This window comes from Pedobacter sp. KBW01, assembly GCF_003852395.1.
GTDB lineage: Bacteria > Bacteroidota > Bacteroidia > Sphingobacteriales > Sphingobacteriaceae > Pedobacter.
The window spans coordinates 46,622-68,539 of the sequence record NZ_QAJQ01000039.1 but is presented as its reverse complement, the minus strand read 5'-3'; the positions used below and the strand labels follow the sequence as shown (position 1 = coordinate 68,539).

General features: G+C 39.4%; 19 protein-coding genes and 1 tRNA gene. 7 read left to right on the top strand and 13 right to left on the bottom strand.

Translation table 11 applies throughout. From position 1 onward, the window contains the following. Positions 1-44 precede the first annotated feature (44 nt). Positions 45-118 (bottom strand) — tRNA-Asn (locus DBR40_RS25710). A 144-nt stretch (positions 119-262) separates the two neighbouring features. Here DBR40_RS25710 and DBR40_RS25705 point away from each other — a divergent pair. Then, positions 263-1,183 (top strand): PfkB family carbohydrate kinase, encoded by a 921-nt coding sequence (locus tag DBR40_RS25705; RefSeq protein WP_124562594.1) that lies wholly within the window; start codon positions 263-265, stop codon positions 1,181-1,183. Between the two features lie 312 nt (positions 1,184-1,495). On the opposite strand, the gene DBR40_RS25700 is transcribed toward DBR40_RS25705, so the two are convergent. From DBR40_RS25700 to DBR40_RS25690, 3 genes are read right to left on the bottom strand one after another with little or no spacing between them, the layout of a single operon-like run. After that, complete coding sequence (locus DBR40_RS25700; RefSeq protein WP_124562593.1) at positions 1,496-3,091, bottom strand: MFS transporter; 1,596 nt, start codon at positions 3,089-3,091, stop codon at positions 1,496-1,498. After that, positions 3,084-4,151, bottom strand: coding sequence for an HlyD family secretion protein (locus tag DBR40_RS25695; protein ID WP_124562592.1), 1,068 nt, complete (start codon positions 4,149-4,151; stop codon positions 3,084-3,086). Before DBR40_RS25695 ends, DBR40_RS25700 begins: the two co-directional genes overlap by 8 nt. Position 4,152: 1 nt before the next feature. Next, positions 4,153-5,490, bottom strand: a complete 1,338-nt coding sequence (locus DBR40_RS25690; RefSeq protein WP_124562591.1) for a TolC family protein — start codon at positions 5,488-5,490, stop codon at positions 4,153-4,155. 85 nt (positions 5,491-5,575) lie between these two features. Between DBR40_RS25690 and DBR40_RS25685 the strand changes: the two genes are divergently transcribed. Continuing rightward, positions 5,576-6,403, top strand: a complete 828-nt coding sequence (locus DBR40_RS25685) for a helix-turn-helix domain-containing protein (protein WP_124562590.1) — start codon at positions 5,576-5,578, stop codon at positions 6,401-6,403. Here DBR40_RS25685 and DBR40_RS25680 read toward each other — a convergent pair. The 3 genes from DBR40_RS25680 to DBR40_RS25670 all read right to left on the bottom strand — a co-directional run bounded on the left by DBR40_RS25680 (position 6,390) and on the right by DBR40_RS25670 (position 8,153). After that, entirely contained in the window at positions 6,390-6,632 is a 243-nt protein-coding gene (locus tag DBR40_RS25680) for a cytochrome b5 domain-containing protein (RefSeq protein ID WP_124562589.1), read from the bottom strand. The genes DBR40_RS25685 and DBR40_RS25680 overlap by 14 nt on opposite strands. 276 nt (positions 6,633-6,908) lie before the next feature. After that, the gene (locus tag DBR40_RS25675) at positions 6,909-7,622 is read right to left on the bottom strand and encodes a lycopene cyclase domain-containing protein (RefSeq protein WP_124562588.1); all 714 of its coding nucleotides are present in this window, start codon (positions 7,620-7,622) and stop codon (positions 6,909-6,911) included. Continuing rightward, positions 7,623-8,153: a hypothetical protein gene (locus tag DBR40_RS25670; RefSeq protein WP_124562587.1), complete on the bottom strand. Its 531-nt coding sequence runs from the start codon at positions 8,151-8,153 to the stop codon at positions 7,623-7,625. It abuts the gene before it with no gap. Positions 8,154-8,361: 208 nt separating this feature from the next. Here DBR40_RS25670 and DBR40_RS25665 point away from each other — a divergent pair, with 208 nt between their 5' ends. Continuing rightward, on the top strand, positions 8,362-9,843 hold the full coding sequence (locus DBR40_RS25665) for a phytoene desaturase family protein (protein WP_124562586.1): 1,482 nt from the start codon (positions 8,362-8,364) through the stop codon (positions 9,841-9,843). A 724-nt stretch (positions 9,844-10,567) separates the two neighbouring features. Here DBR40_RS25665 and DBR40_RS25660 read toward each other — a convergent pair. The 6 genes from DBR40_RS25660 to DBR40_RS25635 all read right to left on the bottom strand — a co-directional run bounded on the left by DBR40_RS25660 (position 10,568) and on the right by DBR40_RS25635 (position 15,232). After that, entirely contained in the window at positions 10,568-11,098 is a 531-nt protein-coding gene (locus DBR40_RS25660; RefSeq protein WP_124562585.1) for an RNA polymerase sigma factor, read from the bottom strand. Between the two features lie 132 nt (positions 11,099-11,230). After that, positions 11,231-12,247 (bottom strand): UDP-N-acetylmuramate dehydrogenase, encoded by a 1,017-nt coding sequence (murB, locus tag DBR40_RS25655; RefSeq protein ID WP_124562584.1) that lies wholly within the window; start codon positions 12,245-12,247, stop codon positions 11,231-11,233. 39 nt (positions 12,248-12,286) lie between these two features. Continuing rightward, the gene (locus DBR40_RS25650; protein ID WP_124562583.1) at positions 12,287-12,739 is read right to left on the bottom strand and encodes a hypothetical protein; all 453 of its coding nucleotides are present in this window, start codon (positions 12,737-12,739) and stop codon (positions 12,287-12,289) included. Positions 12,740-12,879: 140 nt separating this feature from the next. Continuing rightward, positions 12,880-13,989 (bottom strand): peroxiredoxin family protein, encoded by a 1,110-nt coding sequence (locus DBR40_RS25645; RefSeq protein WP_158674141.1) that lies wholly within the window; start codon positions 13,987-13,989, stop codon positions 12,880-12,882. Positions 13,990-14,029: 40 nt separating this feature from the next. Beyond that, positions 14,030-14,716, bottom strand: coding sequence for a DUF4369 domain-containing protein (locus DBR40_RS25640; protein WP_124562581.1), 687 nt, complete (start codon positions 14,714-14,716; stop codon positions 14,030-14,032). 78 nt (positions 14,717-14,794) lie between these two features. Next, entirely contained in the window at positions 14,795-15,232 is a 438-nt protein-coding gene (locus tag DBR40_RS25635; RefSeq protein WP_124562580.1) for a sterol desaturase family protein, read from the bottom strand. A gap of 166 nt (positions 15,233-15,398) precedes the next feature. Between DBR40_RS25635 and DBR40_RS25630 the strand changes: the two genes are divergently transcribed. The 4 genes from DBR40_RS25630 to DBR40_RS25615 all read left to right on the top strand — a co-directional run bounded on the left by DBR40_RS25630 (position 15,399) and on the right by DBR40_RS25615 (position 21,785). Continuing rightward, complete coding sequence (locus DBR40_RS25630) at positions 15,399-16,010, top strand: TetR/AcrR family transcriptional regulator (RefSeq protein WP_124562579.1); 612 nt, start codon at positions 15,399-15,401, stop codon at positions 16,008-16,010. An 85-nt stretch (positions 16,011-16,095) separates the two neighbouring features. Continuing rightward, positions 16,096-17,436 (top strand): TolC family protein, encoded by a 1,341-nt coding sequence (locus DBR40_RS25625; protein ID WP_124562578.1) that lies wholly within the window; start codon positions 16,096-16,098, stop codon positions 17,434-17,436. A gap of 2 nt (positions 17,437-17,438) precedes the next feature. Further along, positions 17,439-18,506, top strand: a complete 1,068-nt coding sequence (locus tag DBR40_RS25620; RefSeq protein ID WP_124562577.1) for an efflux RND transporter periplasmic adaptor subunit — start codon at positions 17,439-17,441, stop codon at positions 18,504-18,506. An 84-nt stretch (positions 18,507-18,590) separates the two neighbouring features. Then, positions 18,591-21,785, top strand: coding sequence for an efflux RND transporter permease subunit (locus DBR40_RS25615; protein WP_124562576.1), 3,195 nt, complete (start codon positions 18,591-18,593; stop codon positions 21,783-21,785). Positions 21,786-21,918 lie beyond the last annotated feature (133 nt).

Below are 21,918 nucleotides of genomic sequence, written 5' to 3'. Positions count from 1 at the left end.
CCTGGCACACAACAAAAAACCCACAACTTTCATTGTGGGTTTCGCTCCTTCTGCTGGGCTCGAACCAGCGACCCTCTGATTAACAGTCAGATGCTCTAACCGGCTGAGCTAAGAAGGAATCCGGCTATCCAAAAAAACAAGTTTCTTTAAGCTTTACAGCAAATATCTGCTTGTTCGTTTTGGGAATGCAATATTAGGGCTTTTAAATTATTTATGCAATATTTGCAGTGAAAAAAAATTAAAAAAAAACTAATACATAGATATGAGCCTGATAATCATAGGTACTGTAGCTTTTGATGCTATTGAAACTCCTTTCGGAAAAACAGATAAAATTGTAGGCGGAGCAGCAACATACGCCAGTTTAGCAGCATCTTACTTTTATAATAAAGCCAAAATTGTTGCAGTAGTGGGTGATGATTTCCATCAATCGGATATTGATACCTTTACCAAACATGGTATTGACACTGAAGGTTTACAAATAAAAGCAGGCGAAAAATCTTTTTTCTGGTCGGGCAAATACCATAACGATATGAATAGCCGCGATACATTAATTACCGAATTAAATGTATTGGAAAATTTCGACCCGATCATCCCGGAAAGCTATCAGGACTGCGAATACCTGATGCTGGGTAACCTTACCCCTCAGGTACAGCAAACCGTAATTAAACGCCTTAAAAACCGCCCGAAGTTAATTGTAATGGATACCATGAATTTCTGGATGGACATTATGATGGACGACTTACTGGAGACCATTAAATTGGTTGATGTTTTAACCATTAATGATGCCGAAGCCCGTCAGTTATCAGGCGAATACTCATTGGTTAAAGCAGCAGAGAAAATCCTTGCTATGGGTCCGAAATATTTAATCATTAAAAAAGGTGAGCATGGCGCTTTGTTGTTCCACGAAGATCAGATTTTCTCTGCTCCGGCATTGCCTTTGGCAGAAGTGTTCGATCCAACTGGTGCAGGTGATACTTTTGCAGGTGGTTTTATCGGTTATTTAGCTAAAGTGGGCACCATTAACTTTAACAACATGAAAAATGCCATTATTTATGGTTCAGCTTTAGCTTCATTCTGTGTAGAGAAATTCGGAACTGAAAGATTGTTAAATTTAACCGAAGAAGAAGTTGCAGCACGTATTCAGCAGTTTGTAAACCTGAGTGCATTTACAATAGAGCAATAAAAATTAAGTTGTCATCCTGAGGGTTAATTTATTGGATAAAAACAATATTAGTGACAGCCCCATCGGAGTCGTCATTTCGAGCGAAGTGCAGCGTAGTCGAGAAATCTGTCTTTATAGATTTCTCCGTTTCACTACCGGTGAAAAACCGGTTGGCTTCAGTCGAAATGACGATCCTTCTGTTGGGTCTGTCAATGGTAGCCTGTCGAAGGAATTAGAAAACCTGTTTCGACAGGCTCAACATGACATCAACCTCACAATCTCTTTGCAGCAGAAATCCTTACAGAATCTACAAACTGTTAATTACCAACTGCCCTAAAACCCTGCAGCCGCAGGTTGTTTATTACGCAAATTAATTACCGTGCGGCTAATTACAGGTTGCAAGGCAATCAGCAAAATCGTGAATAGGCAAAGAACCGCAACCCAATTATAATAGCTTACACAAAACTGCAAAAAGGTTTGTTTCTGCACGGCTTTATTCAACAGGCCGACGGCCACTTTCGATGCTTCATCTCTCAACATACCCCTGCTTGTCAAGGCAGACTGGTAGCTTTTTAACCGTTCGGGTAGATTAAAATCCAACACAGAAAGACTAGCCCTCAAATCATCGTTATGTTTCCCCTTAAAATACAACTGGAAAAAATTAATAAAAGCCAGACTTAAACTAAAAGTAGAGAAACGCACAAAAACACCTACTGAAGCTGCCGACTGGCTCATGCGATCGGGCACTGACGACATGATAAACATCACAATGGGTGACATCACCATTCCTGCTCCCAATCCTTGTAAAAACAAAGGCAGGTAAAAATTAGCGGTTCCTGCTTCGCTCGAAAACAACTGCCCCATCCATAAGAAAAACACAAACAGGCATACAAAACCACTTACCCATAAAATGCGCAGGTGCTTCTGCCTGATGAGGAAACGAATGGCAATAAACGACCCGACTACTACGCCGGTAATATTAAAGATCATGATCTCGTTGGCATGCAACGAATCCATCCCCAAAACACTGATAAAATAAGAAGAAGTTAAACCAAATGCCCCGCGGATTAGATACAGGATAACCAGAAAAACGATGCCAATGGCAAAATTCCTTGATTTAAATATAGCCAGATCAACCGCTGGCCTTTTTAAGGTCTGCTGCCTGGCAACCGAAACCGCAAATAACATTAAAATTGCCAATATGGCTGCAACAATGGTATTATCTTCCAGCCAATCGTACTGCTGCCCATATATCAATACATAAGCAATTAGCACCAGCATGGAGGCAAAAAGTACAAAACTGAGCCAATCTATTTTATACAAATGGCTTTTAGGCAACATGTGCACCCGGTTTAATACACTAAAAAGCAATGCAGCGCTGGGCAAAAAACAAAATATCATGGCCTTATACACTACATTATACTCGTAGTTTTCTACTATCGGCACCGAAAACAAAGCCGTAAGTGGCGAAACACAAAGAATCATCCCATAAAAAATGGTATAACCTGTTTCTTTGGCATGCTCTGATTTTAAGCGATTAAACAGCAGGTTGAGCGAAATACTGGTTAAACCACAGTTTACTATGCCTTGTAAAAAACGCAGGACGAAAATGAGGCCTATTTCGCGGGTATGGTAACAACAATAGGTAATCAGTATTTCTAAAACAATACAAATCAGGAGATAATCTTTGGTTACTACCCGCGCAAAAAAACGGCGTTCTACCACTGCAAAGCTGGCTACGGCTGAATAAAACATCAGTAAAGAAAACTGCACATCAGCAGCGGTAGCACCATAATAACCAGCGGCAGCAATTCCATCGGCGGTTGATAAGGCAAAGAGCAGTACCGACGATAGCAATACTGCAAAAATACTGCTAACAACCAACCACTCGGGTACCCTCGCTTTAAATAAGGGCATGGTATTAGTCATGACCCTGAGCCCTTTTAACTTTTACACTTGCGCTCATACCCGCACTTAACAAATCAATGCCTTTATCCTGTTTATTGATGCGGATGCGCACGGGTATGCGTTGTGCAATCTTAACAAAGTTTCCGGTAGAGTTATCGGGAGGCAGTAAAGAAAACCTTGATCCGGTAGCCCCTGATAGCGATTCGATTTCGCCCGCAAAAAATTGATCGGGAAAGGCATCTACTTCTATGTTTACCTGTTCGCCAACATACATTTTCGCAATCTGGGTTTCTTTAAAATTGGCCACCACCCATTTACCCGCACTTCGATCAACAATGTAAGCTATGATTTGTCCGGTTTGCACCAACTGGCCTTCCTGTATGGTTCGTCTACCCATTTTACCATCGTATGGCGCTACAATTACGGTGTATGAAGTATTAAGGTTATTTCTTTTCACCACGGCAGCTCTCCTTTTTATTTCTGATGACAGCACTTCACTTTGTGCTTTTATATCATTTGTTTTAGAAACTGCCGCCGCATAATCTTCCTTTGCAGCCAGGTACTCAGCCTGCGCTACCTGCAGTAAACTTTCAACCGTTTCTAGTTGCTGGCGTGTTGCCGATTCGGCATCGAACAGTTTTTTATAACGGTTGTATTCGGTTTGCTGTTTCCAGAGTTTGGCTTTAGCGGCAGCAATTTTAGCCTGCATTACCGCAGCATTACTTTGAGCCGTTTTAATATTGCTTTGCTGTACCGATACCTGTGCCTGTGCGTTCAGTAACGAAGCCGAAGCCTCATCCTGCTGCACAGTGTAATCATCATCATCAATCAGCACCAGGGTATCTCCTTTTTTTACTTCCTGGTTTTCTTCAAACTTTACGGCTTTAATGTAACCGCTAACCCTGGCAGTAACCGGGTTAATGTATTCATCAACCTGCGCATCGTTGGTTTCTTCATAGCGCATATAACCCAGCAGTGTTTTACCTCCCCAAACCAGCAATACTGCCAGTACAATCAGCGCTATGATGGTGGTTATCCTGCTAATTATTTTATCGGCCTTACTTTGTTTTTGTGTGTTCATGTTATAAATTTCCAATGGCTTTTTGTAATTGATAGTATTGTATTTTGGCATTTACCTTTGCGGTGGTTAGTTCAAAACGCGATTGCAACAACTGGGTTTCGGCATCGAGCAAATCGGTTAGCAGCGATAGCTGATTGAAATAGGTATTCTGCACAATGCGGTAACTTTCCGTAGCTTGTTTAATATTTTCTTCGGCCACGTTAATGCGTTGTACCGATTCTTTATAGCGAATGTAATTCTCCTGCACTTCCTGGCGGATGTTATCTTTTACATCCTCGTCTTCCACTTCCTGCTGGTGCAGTTTAATCTGCGCTTCTTTAACTTTATGCTGATTGGTATACCACGATGAAATCGGGACTTTCAGCTTTAAGCCCACCATGCCGGTACTGTAAAGCGAAAGCGCATAAGGATAAAACTGGATCTGCGGATAAGCAAAAGCGTATTCGCCAAAGAAACCCAGCGATGGCATTACATTAGACCTGATATTTTTCAGCTTTAACTGCGCCAAAGCCTGCTCTTTTTCCGAAATCCGGATTTTGTAAGCCGAGGTTTTGGCATCGTTAAAATATTCGTCTACCTGTTTCAGGGCAATAGCATCTGTTTCGCTAGCTGCTATTTGTGGGTTTAAAGGAGCATCATCAGGTCGACCAATCAGGATATTGAGTTTCTGTTTCGCAATTTTAATGCTGTTTTCGATCTCGGTTAGCAACATACGTTGTTTAGATAAACGCAGCTCGGCCCGCAGCACATCACTTTTTAATACGGTACCGTTTTTATACAACTGGCTAATTTCTGCTAGTTGCTTTTCGCGATCCCTGATATCCTGTTCCAATAAAACGCGATAAGAAATATTGCGAAAAACATCGTAAAAATATACTGCGGCGATGTAATGGATTTCCTGTTTATTCTGGCTGCTTTGAATATGGCTGAGCTCACTTTCTACTTTCGATGCATTAATTTCGGTATTGGTTTTACCTCCATTATAAATATTAAAATACGCATCGGCGCTGGCTTTATAGTAAGTAGGCGCTACCGGAAACTGCGCCGGAGTATGGAACAGGCCGTTTTCGTAAATGGGCAGCGGAAAAACGTGGGCGTAAATCCCTTCGGCTGCTATTTCGGGTAAACGCTCGGCCTGGCTTACTTTAACATGGGCATCGGCTGCCTCGGCACTTAAATGCTTTACCTGTATTTTTTTACTGTTGCTATCGGCAAGCGCCCAAACCTGGGTAATGTTTAAATTATTTTGTGTGGCAGCTTCTTGCGCACGAACAAAAACAGGCAGCAAAAGAACGTATACACACCATCCAAACCGGCTTTTATATTTTGTAAAACTCATATCCGTTAATTAATGATGCAAATTTCGATACAGATTTGTTACTTTGTTTTATCTAAACCGACAGATATTTGTTTAAACCAGCCAAATGATAAAAGTTAGCAACGAAGACCTTTTATTTGCAATCGACCAAAAACCAGAAACCATGTATGTTTGGCACAGCAGGTTTGAAGACCGATTTCAAGACCACGCACATTTAAAGGGGCAGTTAACCTATGTAGAAGGTGGCATTATATTCTTATACACCAAAGAGAAATCTTATTTCCTTCCGGCACGGCATTACGTGTGGATTCCGGCAGGCGTAGAACACCATTTACAACATCGTTACCAGGCCGCGGTAGTAAGGAATATCTATTTTGATATCACTACCGACCACGAAAACCCTTTTTATAAACAAATTGGAATTTACCCTGTAAATAATCTTTTGCTCGAAATGTTTTTATTTTCCGAACGTTGGAATGGCAATATCACTCCCAATAGTAAAGAGTATGATTTTCTGAATACCTTAAAAAATATTTTGCCGGTGGTGAGCGAGCATCCTTTGCCTATTGCGCTGCCAACCACCGAAAACCAGCGTTTAAGACCTGTACTGAAATTTATTATCGATAACCTTTCAAGCGATCAACTGAGCTTAGAAAGTGTAGGCAAAGCCATGGGCTTTAGTGAGCGTACGCTTTCGCGCTTGTTCCAGGCAGCCATGGATACCTCTTTTTTCCAATACCTTAAATTGGCCAGAATGATAAAAGCAATGGAGAAACTGCTCGAAACCGACTTAACCATTAGCGAAATTGCTTACGAAGTTGGCTATAACAGCATCTCATCGTTTAGCAATACTTTTTATAAAATGGTAGGGAAAAGACCATCCGAATTTAAAGAGTTAAAGCAGGCTACTTTAACTAAAATTAATTTGGTTTAGCCAGTACCGCCACAGGCGTAAATTTTTCAAAAACTGCTTCAGTGTGTGGTGCGTCGGCCAGCTCATCGGTTAAATCCTGACCAGCCCAGTGCTCATAATGTTTACCGTTACGCCAAAGCTTACTCTCAGTCATATCGTAAATAAACCCCTTGTAGGCTACCCAAATCTGCGGTTTATCTTCTCCGTTCCGTAAAGCCAACTGTTGTTTGGTATAAACTGGTAAATTCATTAAATTAATTTGCAATGAAGGTAATTAAAAAGTGCTTTATGGTTAAATGAGGTAATGACATTTTTTTGAAACGCAAAACCTGTGCAAAACAGCTGTTTACTTCCCGTTTTCCGCCTGTACGCTTCGCTGCCTCGTACCTCGTTGTTGCAGGGTACCGCTCCAACCGGGGCTAAGTGGCACAGTAAGTATTTCATTTTTAGGGTTAGCATGGTGCAGAAACCCTTGTTAATACCCTCCGCCAGTACGGCAAAACATAACCTGAAATTTAAAACAGGGCTATACCTGTTTTGAATTTTCAATTAATAAGCTTTTACTTTCAGCCCTATCCTTATATTTTTCGTAAAAATAAATATTCAGCAGCAGCAGGCCCATTAAATAAAAGTGATCTTCGAAAGGAATGGTACCAACCCTGAAGCCAAGGTTTTGTTTATCGTTGTACATCACCACCGGAATGGCTGTTAAAAATCCGTTAACGATATAAAAAGGGATAAGCGAAACCAGATAAGCCCTGAAAAACCGATACATAAACCTGAGCCTTACATTTACATATTCTACGTAACCGAGCACCACCAGCAGGAAGCCGAAATTAATGAGGGTGTACCACCTCGAATAACTAAAAAACAAAATGGCAATGCAAAGCCCAAGAATTAAATTACTTAAGGCCAGGCTGTATTTCTGCAATTCGTTTTTAGGGAAGTAAACGTTCAAACACTCGTAAATAAAAATACAGGCATAAGGAACGGTTAAAAAGAAAAGTATTTCTTCTAATGGCAGCCCGTAAAGATTGATACCGATAACATAGTCGGGGTTAAACGACCAGACATTGAGTTTGGTAAAAAGCATATCCCAGATCAGAAACAAGAGCCCTGTGAGCAGGATCGCCGGAAATACAAACCTCCATTTACTAAAAAAATGCACCTTTTTATCGAACGATAAAACGAGTGGAAAAAAAATTACAGCGATGTTAATGAGCAGGTAGGTGTAGTTCATTTAGAGGTGTTTCTTAAAAATTTTAATTTCCGTATCGGTACATCTTTTACTGTCGATCATAAATTTGGCTACATTACGCACCAGTTCCTCATCAGCCAATCCAAAGTTTCCATTCTGATAATGTTTAACGATTTCCTTCTTGTCTTCAGCCAGATCTTTACTAAAACCCAGAAAAGAAGGTGTGTAAAACTCAATTGAAAACCGCATAAACCTGATTTCCATATCTTCCTTATCCATATCGATGGCTTTTTTCATGGTTTTAAGTGAACGGCTTACAAATTTGATCTTATTGTAAGGGTTCCACGAATGTTTTGCCTTTAATGCTTCCAAAGTACCCGTGTAACCAGTAACAAGTGCAGTTTTGTTGGGCAATTTATTCAGTCGCTTAAATAAAGAATCAGTCAGTTTCGAACTTTCAATAGCCTTAACCATATTGGCCTTTAACACGGCAATTTCTTTGGGCGACAACTGGGCCTGTGCCAAACCTATACCCGAAAACAGAATGAATAATGAAATGCGTAGTTTAACCATGAGCTGGGCAAAGGTAAGAAATCTATCAAGAGTTTGTCTGGCATGTATTTATCTTTCCATCATTAAGAAATAACGGCATTAAGTCTCCAATCTTACTTAATTTTCTTAATTCCTTAACGGTAATGAATTAAACTCGATGTTGAATTGCAAAACCTGCTAATTACCAAAATCCCAAAACAAAATCGCCAAAATTGCTTTTATTTACAGCATGGACAAAAAAACCAGGGTTACTGTAATTGGTGCCGGCTTTGCAGGCTTAGCTGCCGCCGCCCTTTTGGCAAAAGCAGGCTGCGAAGTTACCGTTCTCGAAAAAAATGAAATGGCAGGTGGCAGGGCACGCACCTGGGCAAAAGATGGTTTTCTTTTCGATATGGGGCCCAGCTGGTATTGGATGCCCGATGTTTTCGAAAATTTCTATCAGCTCTTTAACAAAACAACCGCCGATTTCTATGAACTTAAAAGGTTAAGTCCCTCCTACCGCATTTATTTTGGCCAAAACGACACCATTGATGTACCCGCAACATTGGATGATTTATATCAGCTATTTGAACAACTGGAAACCGGCAGCAGCAAAAACCTCCAATCGTTTTTAAATCAGGCTAAATATAAATATGAGGTAGGCATGAACGAGTACGTTTTTAAACCATCGCATAGCGTAATGGAGTATTTCGATCCACGCTTAGCCATTAGTGGAATTAAACTGCAGCTATTAGGCGATATGCGCAAACATGTTCACCGGCTCTTTAAAAACGATAAGCTAAGGAAACTGTTAGAATTCCCTGTTTTGTTTTTGGGTGCCACTCCACAAAATACCCCTGCATTATACAGTCTAATGAACTATGCCGATCTGGTTTTAGGCACCTGGTATCCCATGGGCGGTATGCACCAGATTGTTGCCGCCATGCAGAAAATAGCTACCGATGCAGGTGTAAAATTTAGCTTCGATACCACAGTAAGCAAAATTGAAATTAAGAATAACCATGCAGAGCAGGTAATTACAAACAAAGGCAGCTTTAATTGCGATTTTGTGGTGGGTAATGCCGATTACCATCATATAGAACAGAAACTGCTTGAGAAAACCTATCGAAGGTACGATGAAAAATACTGGAATGAACGAACCATGGCTCCATCATGCCTGCTGTTTTACATTGGCCTAAATAAAAAACTGGATCATATCCTCCATCACAACTTATTTTTTGATGAACCTTTTGATGAACATGCTGAAGAAATTTACACTACCCCTCAATGGCCATCAAAACCCTTGTTTTATGCCTGCTGCCCTTCGGTTACCGATCCGGGTGTGGCACCCGAGGGCTGCGAAAACCTTTTCTTTTTAATTCCGATAGCCCCTGGTTTAAAAGATAACGAAAGCAAAAGGGAAGCATACTTTAATTTATTGATTAAACGCTTTAAAGATTTAACCGGAAACGACATTAGCGATAACATTTTGTTTAAACGCAGTTATGCCATGGATGATTTTGTTGCAGACTATAATGCCTTTAAAGGAAATGCGTATGGATTAGCAAACACTTTGAAACAGACCGCTTTCCTTAAACCGAAAATGAAAAGCAATGTAACAAATTTTTTATATACCGGACAATTAACCGTTCCCGGCCCCGGTGTGCCCCCTGCAATCATCTCCGGACAAGTGGTAGCAAAAGAAATAATAAAAAAGTTAAAAAAAGCTTGACAAATTTAAAATTTCCCTTATCTTTATAACCACAAAACAAAAACACTGCAAAAAACCTTTAAAACGCATTATTGTTCGAGGTTTGCATTTGTTTCGAAATTAGAGAGAAGGCGAATTGTTGAAAGAAAAAATAAGAATCAACTAACCAAATATATGATAAGCAAAAAGGCCTGGATTTTCCAGGCCTTTTGCTTTTTAGGAGATTTTGGGAATACCTTATATGAGTTGGCTACAACCGATAATTAAATAAAAGGGTCGTCATTTCGACTGCAGCATAAAGGAACGCCTGCCCGTACAGGCGGAGAGAAATCTATCTCGAGACAGATTTAGCTTCGCTGAGCACTAACGTGGTTCTCAACTGCGCCCGAAATGACGGCGACTTCGACTAGCAACCTTGAACAAATAAAAGATCCTTCGATTACTCTACCATTGACAGCCCCATAGAAGAACCGTCATCTCGACTGAAGCGCAGCGAAATGGAGAGATCTTTAAATGGATTTCTGAACTACGTTGCACTTCGCTCGAAATGAGGAGCCCTAAGAGGGGATATCACTAATATTGATTTTATCCAATAAATTAACCCTCAGCATGACAGATATGGGATGCGATAAAGATCTGTTAGGTAAATCTCTCCACTACGGTCGAGATGACTTTTCGCTTTGGAAGTGATAACAAAAAAGGCCCAGATAAAATCTGAGCCCCTGGTTTTTCCAATTGATGTATCTTAAGCCATTTCAGTACTGGCAATTTCTTTTGAATAAGTTTTAAGGTATTTTTTAAGAATACCGCGTGCTACGTGGATACGTGTTTTAACTGTTCCGATAGGAATTTCTAACATATCAGCAATTTCGTGGTATTTATAACCTTCAAAATAACGGATGAAAGGCACATAATACTCTTCAGGTAATTGAGCAAGGGCTTTATCAATATCGCCCAGCACAAATTTACTTTCTGCCTGGTTCTTAGTTGCACTGTATGAAAGGTTAGCCGAAGAAATATCCTCGCTCTGCGTAATTAAAGTATTCGTTTTTACTAAACGGCGATAGTTGTTAATGAAAGTATTTTTCATGATGGTAAACAACCAACCTTTCAAATTCGTACCTTCTTTAAACTTATTATAATAAGTAATGGCCTTCAGCATGGTATCCTGAACCAGATCATTTGCATCTTCAGCGTCTTTTGTAAAATTTAAAGCGTAAGATCTAAGCGATACGGAGTGATGATTAACGAGGTGATTGAATTCGAATTTTGTCATGATATTTAAGCTTTAGGTAGATTAAAAAAAACAAATGAATTAATGTCCATTCACTATAATCCAAACAAACTTAGTACCAAAAATTTCTGGCACGCCCCTAAAAGTACTGGTTTATGCCTATGCGTTGTTTCGTCACAGAATATTTACCTCACATTCTAAAGCGACTCCAAACGTGGCCTTTACACTGTCTATTATTTGTTCAGAAAAACTATACACTTCTGTACCAGTGGCATAGCCGTGATTAACCAACACCAAAGCCTGATTTTTCCAGGTACCAGTTTGCCCTACCACTTTACCCTTCCAACCGCACTGTTCAATTAGCCAGCCAGCGGCAAGTTTAATTTTATCATCGGCTGTAGCATAATGCACCACATCGGGGTGTTTTGCTACAATATCAGCAAACTCATGCTTTTCAATTACAGGATTTTTAAAGAAACTACCAGCATTACCAATGGTTGATGGATCTGGTAATTTGCTTACGCGAATATGCGATACCGCTGCAGAAACATCAGCAATGGTTGGTTTTTCTATTCCCCTGTTCTGCAGTTCAGTTTCAATAGCACCGTAAGAAGTATTGATATTTGGCACAGCCGATAAACGAAAAGCAACTGAGGTAATAATGTACTGCCCTTTTAGCTCGCTTTTAAAAACACTTTCACGGTAACCAAAATGGCAATCGTCATAATTAAAGATCTTAATTTTACCGGTTTTAATCTCGAATGCGGTACAGCTTTCAAAAACATCTTTCAGTTCTACTCCGTAAGCACCAATGTTTTGTATAGGCGATGCCCCCACGGTACCAGGAATTAAACTTAAATTCTCAACCCCTGCAAAACCATGTTTTACGCAATAGTTTACAAAATCGTTCCATATTTCGCCTGCTCCCGCTATTATCGTAACCTCATCTCCGGCAACTTTAGATTCGATGCCCTTAATACTAATTTTGATTACAAGACCTTGATAATCTTGTGTAAACAGTACATTACTCCCCCCACCAATAACAAGTAGTTTTTGATTTTTTACCAGTTCATGCTGAAACAATGCCTTCAACTCAGCTTCCGAAAATATTTCGGCAAAGAACTTTGCTTTAACATCGATACCAAAAGAATTGTAAGGTTTTAACGAAATATTTTCCTGAATTTGAAGCATGTTGATTTTGTTATGCTGCAAAAGTAAAAGAAAAATTAATTAAGGAACGATTTTGCTAATCCCTTGATCAAAATTAAAACTCAAAGACGCTGCTATATCTCCAGCTTTAGTCACTCCTGATAACTTCCATCCAATAAACTTTGGTTTGGTTTTAGCCAGCTCCAGTAAACTGTATCTTTCTTTGGTCAGCTTTGCACTAATCAAGCCTACACTATCTGATTCTGCCTGACTAAAATGTTCAATTTCTGTTTCGAGTACCGCCAGAGTCGAATCGAGCTCATGTCCTTTTGCAATGCTATCGGCGTAAGCTTTGGGCGAAATATGATAAAGACTATCAAGCGTAGCCTGCTCAAAGTTCAGCTTTTGGCTACTATTTTCGTATTGCTTTTCTACAAGGGCAATGGCGCGTTCTTTATCTGTTTTTTTGCCACAGGCGTATAGGATTATAGAAATAAAACCGAGAAGAAAGATGGCGAAATATTTATTTATCATATAGCTTTAATTCTTAATAAGCTTTTCCTCACAAACAACAGTCCAAAAGCCTTTTCGTTTTCTTTGCCATTGTTTTATGGTAGATTTCACTACCTTTTTCGACCTCTTGAGGCATTTGCAGAGAAATCTAGCAATCACTTTTAATACTTAAAAATCTTTTTAAGTGCTTTTTCCAAATCATCCCCTCTTAAATTTCTGCCAACAATTATGCCTTTAGGATCCACAAGGTAGTTTACCGGAATAGTTTCAATGTTATAAATTTTCTGCGCTACATCTTTAAAGTCGCTTAACTGAGGCCATATATTTACCTTATCTTTCTGTATCGCTTCAAGCCAATCTGTCCTTCCCGATAATCGGTCTCTTGTTATGCTTACGATCTGGAATCCAGATTTTTTATACTTATTAAAGGCTTTAACCAGGGTCGGGTTCTCATCTCTGCAAGGCACACACCAGCTTGCCCAAAAATCCACCAACAAATACTTCCCCTTAAAATCATCAAGGTTGTACATTTTACCCTTAGCATCAGGTAGCGAAAAACGCTTCATTACATTACCAACCCTAAGTTGTCTCTCGAGCGATATGGTACCGATTAATTTTAGCGCAGATGGAAGTATTCTAATATCCGGCCCTAGCGTATTTAATAATGAATTAATTTCTTTTGGGTGATTTATAGTTCGTGGCTTACCATGTGGCCTATCTGCGTACTGCCAAAGTGCATATAAGCCAACCGGCGAATTTGCGTTCAATTTTATGGCCGGGAGGTACACATTTTTATCAAGCGCAATATCTATCGAATCTCTTATTTGCCAAATCCTGGCTTCAACATCAGCAATTTTCTGATTTTCATAATTAACATTACCAACCATTGTTTCCGCCTTTTTAGAAAAAACAGCCGAAAACCGATCAAGCTCTGTTATGCCGGCTACAATTGCAGGTTTAACGCCCACAATTTCAGGAACTAAATTGCTGTCTATCGCAATTTCATAATTACCGGGCATTGTCCAAAATTTCTTTGAAGTAACTTTTTTATTGTTCCAGTAAAAATCCATCAATAAGTTTACTGGTTCCAAAAGCTCAGTTTCATAGCTCAGCACTTTATCTTTAATTATAATCGTGTCGGTTACGCCGCCTAAACTGGCCAAATCGTATCTTTTCAGTACAACTTTAAATGGCTGCTGAATGAGTGTGCTAAAATCCGATTTTAGGATAAGCTTCCCCTTAAAAGTTTGTTGAGCGTTAACAGAATCCATAAAATTAAACAATGCCGCAAACAACAGAACCAAAGGTTTACTACTTAACCTTATCATCGATATTTTTCTTTAATTCGAGCCCTTTTTTACTATTTTTTAATCTAGGAGAAAGTTCATTAAACAACTCTAGTGGCAAGCCGTACATACTTTGCATCCTATCCTTACGAGACACATCAAACATCGAGGTGATTTGTTCTACCTGATAGAAAGCTACAGGTGAATCAGCATACTTCTTTACAAAGGCTATCATTTTTCTATCTCTGGCTTTTATGGCCTCAGTAACCTCATCACTTTGCCTTGTTAAAATACCTTTATCAGTAATTTTAGCAGCTTTAGTATTCCCATAATTATCAATCGACAGGGTTAAATCCTCTAGTACGATAAGCTTTGCATTCCTCCGGGCTCCTGTTAGCCAAATCAGATTTCTAAATTTAGACAATGCTTCTTCCTTAGAAATATTTCCTCTCTCTTCAAAAAAAACACTGGCGTATTGATAATCTTTACCCTCAAGATCAAAAGCCCCCTTAAACTCAAATTTGCCGTTAATAACTGGCATTACCATAAATATTTTATCGCTTGATATAGGAATTTGCTGGGAAAGCGTGGTTAAATAAGCATATTTGATGCTATCAGTATTTGAAATTTCACCTTTGATAGTAAAATTAATGTTTTGCGCAATTGCAGACGAAGCAAAGAAAATTGCCAGAATGACCAGGTATCGTTTCATATTTATATCTTATAAAATAAATATAAACTAATTAATTAGTTTATCAAATTACTTTTAGTGATTATTTCTATTTCAGGCTTACGAGATTAGATCTTTCCGCACAAACAACAGCCCAAAAGCCTTTCCTTTTTCCCTTCCCCTATTTTTATGGTGCATTTTATGGGCTTTACGCACAGCCAACAAATAGGTATTAGTGCTTTTGAAGGTTTTAAAACGCCGGTGCACAAACCAATCGTGCACCATGAAATAAATCAGGCCGTACAGGGTAATACCCAGTCCAACAAAAAAGCGGTAATCGAAGTTCTTCCTGCCAATATACATTAACAGTAACGAAAGCCCGGCAAATAACAGTGCAAACAAATCGTTCCATTCGAAAAATGATTTAGCCTTTTGATGGTGACTTTTATGCAAAAACCACAAGGGCCCATGAAATAAATACTTGTGTATAAACCACGACAAGCACTCCATTGCAATGATGGTAAATAGTACAGTTAATATGTTAATTAAGACGAACAAAATATATAAACAACTGGTTTGTAAAGATATATAACAGCAAAAACTGTATATTTATGTCATGAGATTGTAAGCTTACCTCTGGTTTAGCCAAACATTTCATGACAAATCATTTTTTAGCACTATTTTTGACTAAAATATTAAAAAAGTCAGAAAGTAGAAAAGTAAAATGATTGTAGCCGATAAAAAGAGAGAGCAAATTATTGATGGCGCTATAAAACGCTTTATCCATTTTGGTATTGGTAAAACCACAATGAACGATATTGCCGAAGATCTGTCTGTATCCAAACCATCTCTTTATTATTATTTCCCGGATAAAAAACATTTGATTGTGGGGGTGATTGAAAGAGTGTTTAACGATTTCTTCGAACTGATTAAAAAGAAATACAACCCTGAGCTGCCAGTACAGGAAATTCTTTTTAACACCATTGATGTAAGGAACACTTTTTTCCAAAAATATTACATGCTCCGCATTACGGAAGGAATTCCGGATTTACTGAACGATGAGGTGATTAAAGGCAAGCTACATGCACTAAAAGAATCGGAAAAAGCTTTTTTCGCCGAGATTTTTAGTCAGGCTAAAGCAAAAGGAGAAATTGAGCACGATGACACTGCCCATGTTGCCGAACTATACCTGGAAAGCTTAATGGGCCTCTGTACCATGTGTATTATGGAGACCGGCAAAGACCTTTTCCCTGATAAAAAAGCATTAAATAAAATGACGATGAAGCAAAAAAACCTGACCACCATATTTGTAAGGGGTTTAAGGTGCATAGATTAAAGCTTAACGTTAGCCCAAATAAACAGCCTCAGGTTAATGGCTGAAAAAAACAGAGAAGAACCCAAAAACAAAAAATCAATACATTATGCTTAGAATAAAAATGGTAAGATTAATGCTCATCGTTATTATCGGCTCGGTTTTACCGCAGCTGACAATTGCACAGCAGCAGGTTACCTTAAAAGATGCGCTCACTTTTGCGCTCCAAAACAATACAAAAGTGCGAAATGCCAAATTGGATATTGAAGGTGGAAGATACAAGGTAGAAGAAGTAAGGGCACAAGCCTTACCACAAATTACCGGAAACGTAGGCTTAACCTACAACCCGATTATCGGCCAGTTGGTAGCTAATTTCGGCGGACAAACACAGGCGATCAAACTGGGTCAGAACTGGAATTCGACTGCCGGCGTCCAGCTTTCGCAGCAATTATTTAACCAGCAGGTTTTTACCGGTTTACAGGCTGCACGATCGAGCGAAGAATATTATAACCTTACTTCGCAGTTAACAGAAGAGCAGATTATCGAACTGGTAGCCAACAATTATTACCAGGTTTTGGTAAACAGGCAACAGCTTAACGTAATCGATACCAACATTAAAAATGTTAAGGTGGTTGAAAAAATTGTAAGCAACCAGTATAAAAATGGTTTGGCCAGAAAAATCGATGTAGACAGGATCAGTGTAAACTTAACTAACCTGAATACACAGCGCGAGCAAACCATCAATGCAATTACCCAATTGGAAAACCAATTGAAATTTTCGATGGGAATGCCTGTTGCAACACCGATTAACCTACCTGCAACCGAATTAACGGAAGTGACTACCCTACCTGTATTTACAGATTCTATCGATCTGGCCAACAGAACAGAGGTTAAACTTTTAAATAACCAGGATAAACTATTATCGCTACAAAGAAAAGCTTATGTGGCTGAATATTATCCTTCATTGGCTTTAACGGGTAACTATACTTACTCGAGCCAAAGCGATGGTTTCGATTTCTTAAAATCCAATGCAGCAGCAATCGGATATGGAGCTTCGGCAGTAGGCCTGACTTTAAAAGTGCCAATTTTTAACGGCTTCCTAACCCGTTCTAAAATCCGCCAGGCTGATGTAAACATTAAAAAGGCACAGGAAAGCAGAAAAGAAACTACAAACTCTTTAAACCTGGCTTACGAAAATGCCAAAATACAGTTGCGCAATAACTTAAACACCATTAAATCGCAACGTAAAAATGCTGATTTAGCGCAAGAGATTTACAAGAGTACTCAAAACAATTATAACAATGGCTTAGCTTCGTTAACCGATCTTTTGGATACGGAAAACGCATTAACCTCAGCACAAAACAGCTATACACAGGCTTTATTAAATTATAAAATAGCCGAAATACAATTAATCAAATCAAACGGAAATATTAAATCGCTAGTACAATAGAAATGAAAAGAGTAATTACCATAATCATCGTAGTTGTTGTTGCCCTTGGTGCAATAGCTTATGTCTTAAAAAACAACAAAAAGAAGAACGAAGAAAAAACTGCTTTCATTGCTAAAGGTGGTGGCGCAGTTGCCGTTCGGGTTGCAGACGTACAGAAAAAAGTTGTGGATTTAGATTTCAGTGCAAACGGAAATTTTATCCCTAAACAAGAATTAAACTTCTTATCAGAAAACGCAGGTCGTGTTACCGCCATTTATGTGGATGAAGGCGATCGCGTAAGCAAGGGTCAGGTTTTGGCACGTGTTGATGCAGAAATTATCAATACCGACAGGGAAACGGCTGAGGCTAACTACCAGAATGCGGTACGCGATGAAGCCAGATACCAGAGCTCATTTCAAACCGGCGGCGTTACGCAACAACAGTTAGACCAGGCTAAACTGGCTACCAGAAATGCGAAATTGCGTTTACAGGCCTCGCAACGCAAATTGAGCGATGCCAATATCAAATCACCAATTAACGGTATCGTAAACAAAAGATACATTGAAGTTGGTGCTTTTGTAAATACTCAGGGTACGCAAATGTTCGAGCTGGTTGATGTTTCTAAATTGAAACTGAAGGTTAATGTAAACGAATCGCAGGTGGCTAACCTTAAAATTGGCGATCAGATTACGATCAAATCTTCTGTTTTCCCAACTGATAATTTTTCGGGTAAGGTAACTTTTATTGCCGCTAAAGCCGATGCTACCTTAAACTTCCCAATCGAGATTGAAGTAGAAAACAGCCACAAAAACAGCTTAAAAGCCGGTATGTACGGAACCGCTGTGTTTAAATTCCCTAAACAGGCTCCAGGCATCCTTATTCCACGTACCTCATTTGTGGGTAGTGTAAGCAGCAACCAGGTTTTCTTGTTGGATAAAGCCAGCAATACTTCAAAAATCCGCAATGTGGTTTCAGGCCGTATTTTAGGAGATAATGTTGAGATTTTGGATGGCTTAAAAGAAGGCGAAACAGTAATTACCAGCGGACAGATTAACCTGGCTGATGGAACTGCTGTGAGTATCGTAAAATAGTTCAATTGGCAGTTATCAGTTTACAGTTTGTCATCCTGAGCCTGTCGAAGGACGATATTATTTCAATTGCAATAAAAATTTAAAATGAAGATAACAGATATATCTATAAAAAGGCCTTCGCTGGTTATTGTGGTTTTTACCGCACTAACTTTACTTGGGCTACTCAGTTACTTTTCGTTGGGCTATGAGTTACTTCCAAAATTCTCGAACAACGTAGTATCTATTTCGACCATTTACCCTGGTGCATCGCCAAATGAGGTTGAAAATACCGTAACAAAAAAAATCGAGGATGCGGTATCATCGATGGAGAACATCAAAAAAATTAACTCGGTCTCTTTCGAGAGTTTATCAACCGTAACCATTACTTTAACAGATGTGGCGAATATCGACATCTCTTTAAATGATGCACAACGTAAGGTAAATGCCATCCTGGCCGAGTTGCCTGAAGATGTAAAAACGCCTTCGTTAAGTAAATTCTCGCTTGATGATTTACCGGTAATTACCATGTCGGCCTCTGCTAACATGGACGACGTTAGTTTTTACGATTTAATTGACAAACGTATTGCCCCGGTAATTTCGAGGGTTAGTGGTATTGCTCAGGTAAACTTAGTGGGTGGTTCTGAGCGTGAAATCCAGGTTTCACTTGATGCCAATAAACTACAAGGCTATAGCCTTTCGGTTCCGCAAGTGCAACAAATGATTCTTTCGTCGAACCTTGATTTCCCTACCGGAAGTGTTAAAACACAAAATCAGGACGTTTTAATCCGTTTATCGGGTAAATACAGAAGCATTGAAGAGTTAAGAAACCTGGTTTTAACCACCGGTAAAGATGGTGCACAAATCCGTTTAGGCGATGTGGCCGATGTTCAGGATTCGCAAAAGGAAACTGAAAAATTAGCCCGTATCGATCGTAAGGCTTCTATCGCTATTCAAATTATTAAACAAAGTGATGCAAATGCTGTAGAAGTGAGTAAAGGCGTACACGCCATTATTGCTAAACTTAAAAACGAATACGCAAGCAATAAATTAGACATCAAAATTGTTAACGACAGTTCTATTTTCACCTTAGAATCTGCTGATGCCGTAATCCACGATTTAATTTTAGCGGTTATTTTGGTAGCCTTCGTAATGCTTTTCTTTTTACACAGCTTACGGAACGCGATCATTGTAATGGTATCGATCCCGGTATCGTTAATCGCCACTTTTATCGGCATCGGTTTATTCGGTTTTACGTTAAACTTAATGTCGCTACTGGGGCTGTCGCTCGTGGTAGGTATCCTGGTGGATGATGCGATTGTGGTACTGGAAAATATCCAGCGGCACATGGAAATGGGTAAAAATAAGGTACGTGCAGCATCTGATGCAACACGTGAGATTGGTTTTACCGTAGTATCGATCACTTTCGTAATTGTGGTGGTATTCTTCCCTATTGCGGTAAGTACAGGTTTGGTTTCGAACATCCTGCGCCAGTTCTGTATCGTGGTAATTATTGCCACCTTACTATCGTTGGTGGCTTCATTTACCATTGTACCGCTTATTTTCTCACGTTTTGGCAAGTTAGAGCGTATTGAGGGCAAAAATCTGTTTGGCCGTTTTATCCTTTGGTTTGAGAAGCAGCTTAAAAAATTCACTTTGTGGATTACCAGTATCTTAACCTGGTCGTTAAACCACAAAGCGTTAACCTTGATTATAGTTGTGGTGATGTTCTTCAGCTCATGCGGATTATTAGCAGGCGGTTTCATTGGTTCTGAGTTCTTCCCTAAATCTGATAAAGGCGAGTTCTTGGTTCAGTTAGAGTTACCTAAAGATGCTTCTTTAGAGCAAACCAACTTCCTGACCCAAAAAGCGGAAGCTTTCTTAGATAAACAACCAGAAATTACCCAGTTAATTACTACTGTTGGTCAATCAACTGGTGATTTTGGGGGTACACAGGCAACTGCCTACAAATCTGAAATCAATGTTAAATTGGTTGAGCGCGATCAGCGTAAAGGTGTATCTTCAGATATTTTCGCGACTAAAATGAGTCGTGCATTGGCCAAAGAGCTGATTGGTGCAAAAGTAAAAACTGTGCCGATTAGTATTTTGGGTATTGCAGAAAATGCGCCGATCCAATTAGTAGTTATGGGCTCTGATTTAGATAGCGCATTGAAATATGCCGAAGGTGCACAAAAAGTGCTTGGCGCAATTCCGGGTGCTACAGAGATTAAACTATCAGTAGAAAAAGGAACACCTGAAATTAACGTTCAGGTAGACCGCGATAAAATGTCGGCAGTGGGTTTAACCTTACAAACAGTAGGTTCGACCATGCAAACAGCATTTGCTGGTAACACCGATGGTAAATACAGAAAAGGCGAATACGAGTACGATATTAATATTCAGTATCAAAACTTTAACCGCCAGAATGTGGAAGATGTACGTAACCTTATTTTTGTAAACAATGATGGCAAACAAATTAAGTTATCACAGTTCGCAACTATTACAGAAGGTTCAGGACCAAGTCAGCTAGAGCGTTTAAACAAATCTACTTCAGTATCGGTTAAAGCACAATCAATTGGTCGCCCCACAGGTACAGTAGTTGCCGAATTCCAGGCGAAACTGGAAGAGCTGCAAAAAAATGGCAAGTTAAAAGCACCAATTGGTGTTAGTTACAGCTGGGCGGGTGATCAGGAAAACCAGGCAGAAGGTTTTGGTACTTTAGGTATTGCCTTGTTAGCCTCTATTATTTTGGTTTATCTGATCATGGTAGCTCTTTATGATAGTTTCATTTATCCTTTGGTGGTAATGTTCTCGCTACCGTTGGCGGTAATCGGAGCCTTACTTGCCCTGGCCTTAACCAACAACTCAATTGGTATCTTTACCATTTTAGGTTTAATTATGCTAATGGGTCTGGTAGCTAAAAACGCGATTATCCTGGTCGATTTTACCAACCACTTAAAAGCCGAAGGTAAAGAAACTAAGGAAGCACTGGTACTGGCCAACCACGCACGTTTACGTCCGATTTTAATGACCACCATTGCCATGGTATTTGGTATGCTTCCTATTGCCCTTGCAAGTGGCGCAGGTGCCGAGTGGAAAAATGGTTTGGCATGGGTAATTGTTGGTGGATTAACCAGTTCATTATTCTTAACCTTAATTGTAGTACCGGTAGTGTATTTAATTTTTGATAGAATGTTAGAGCGCTTTGGTTTCAATAAAAAAGGAAAAACCATCGATGAGTTAATGGTTGAACCATACGACCATAAAGATGTAAATGAATACGATTTAGATCACGGACATTAATATCTCTCCAAATTAACAATCAATTAGCCCCGATTTGCATCGGGGCTTTTTTTATGGCTGCTCGCCCTCGCCGTGGTTCGTATCGCCACGAACCATTAAAAATTGCGCTAAATTTTACGCGGAGATAATCCTA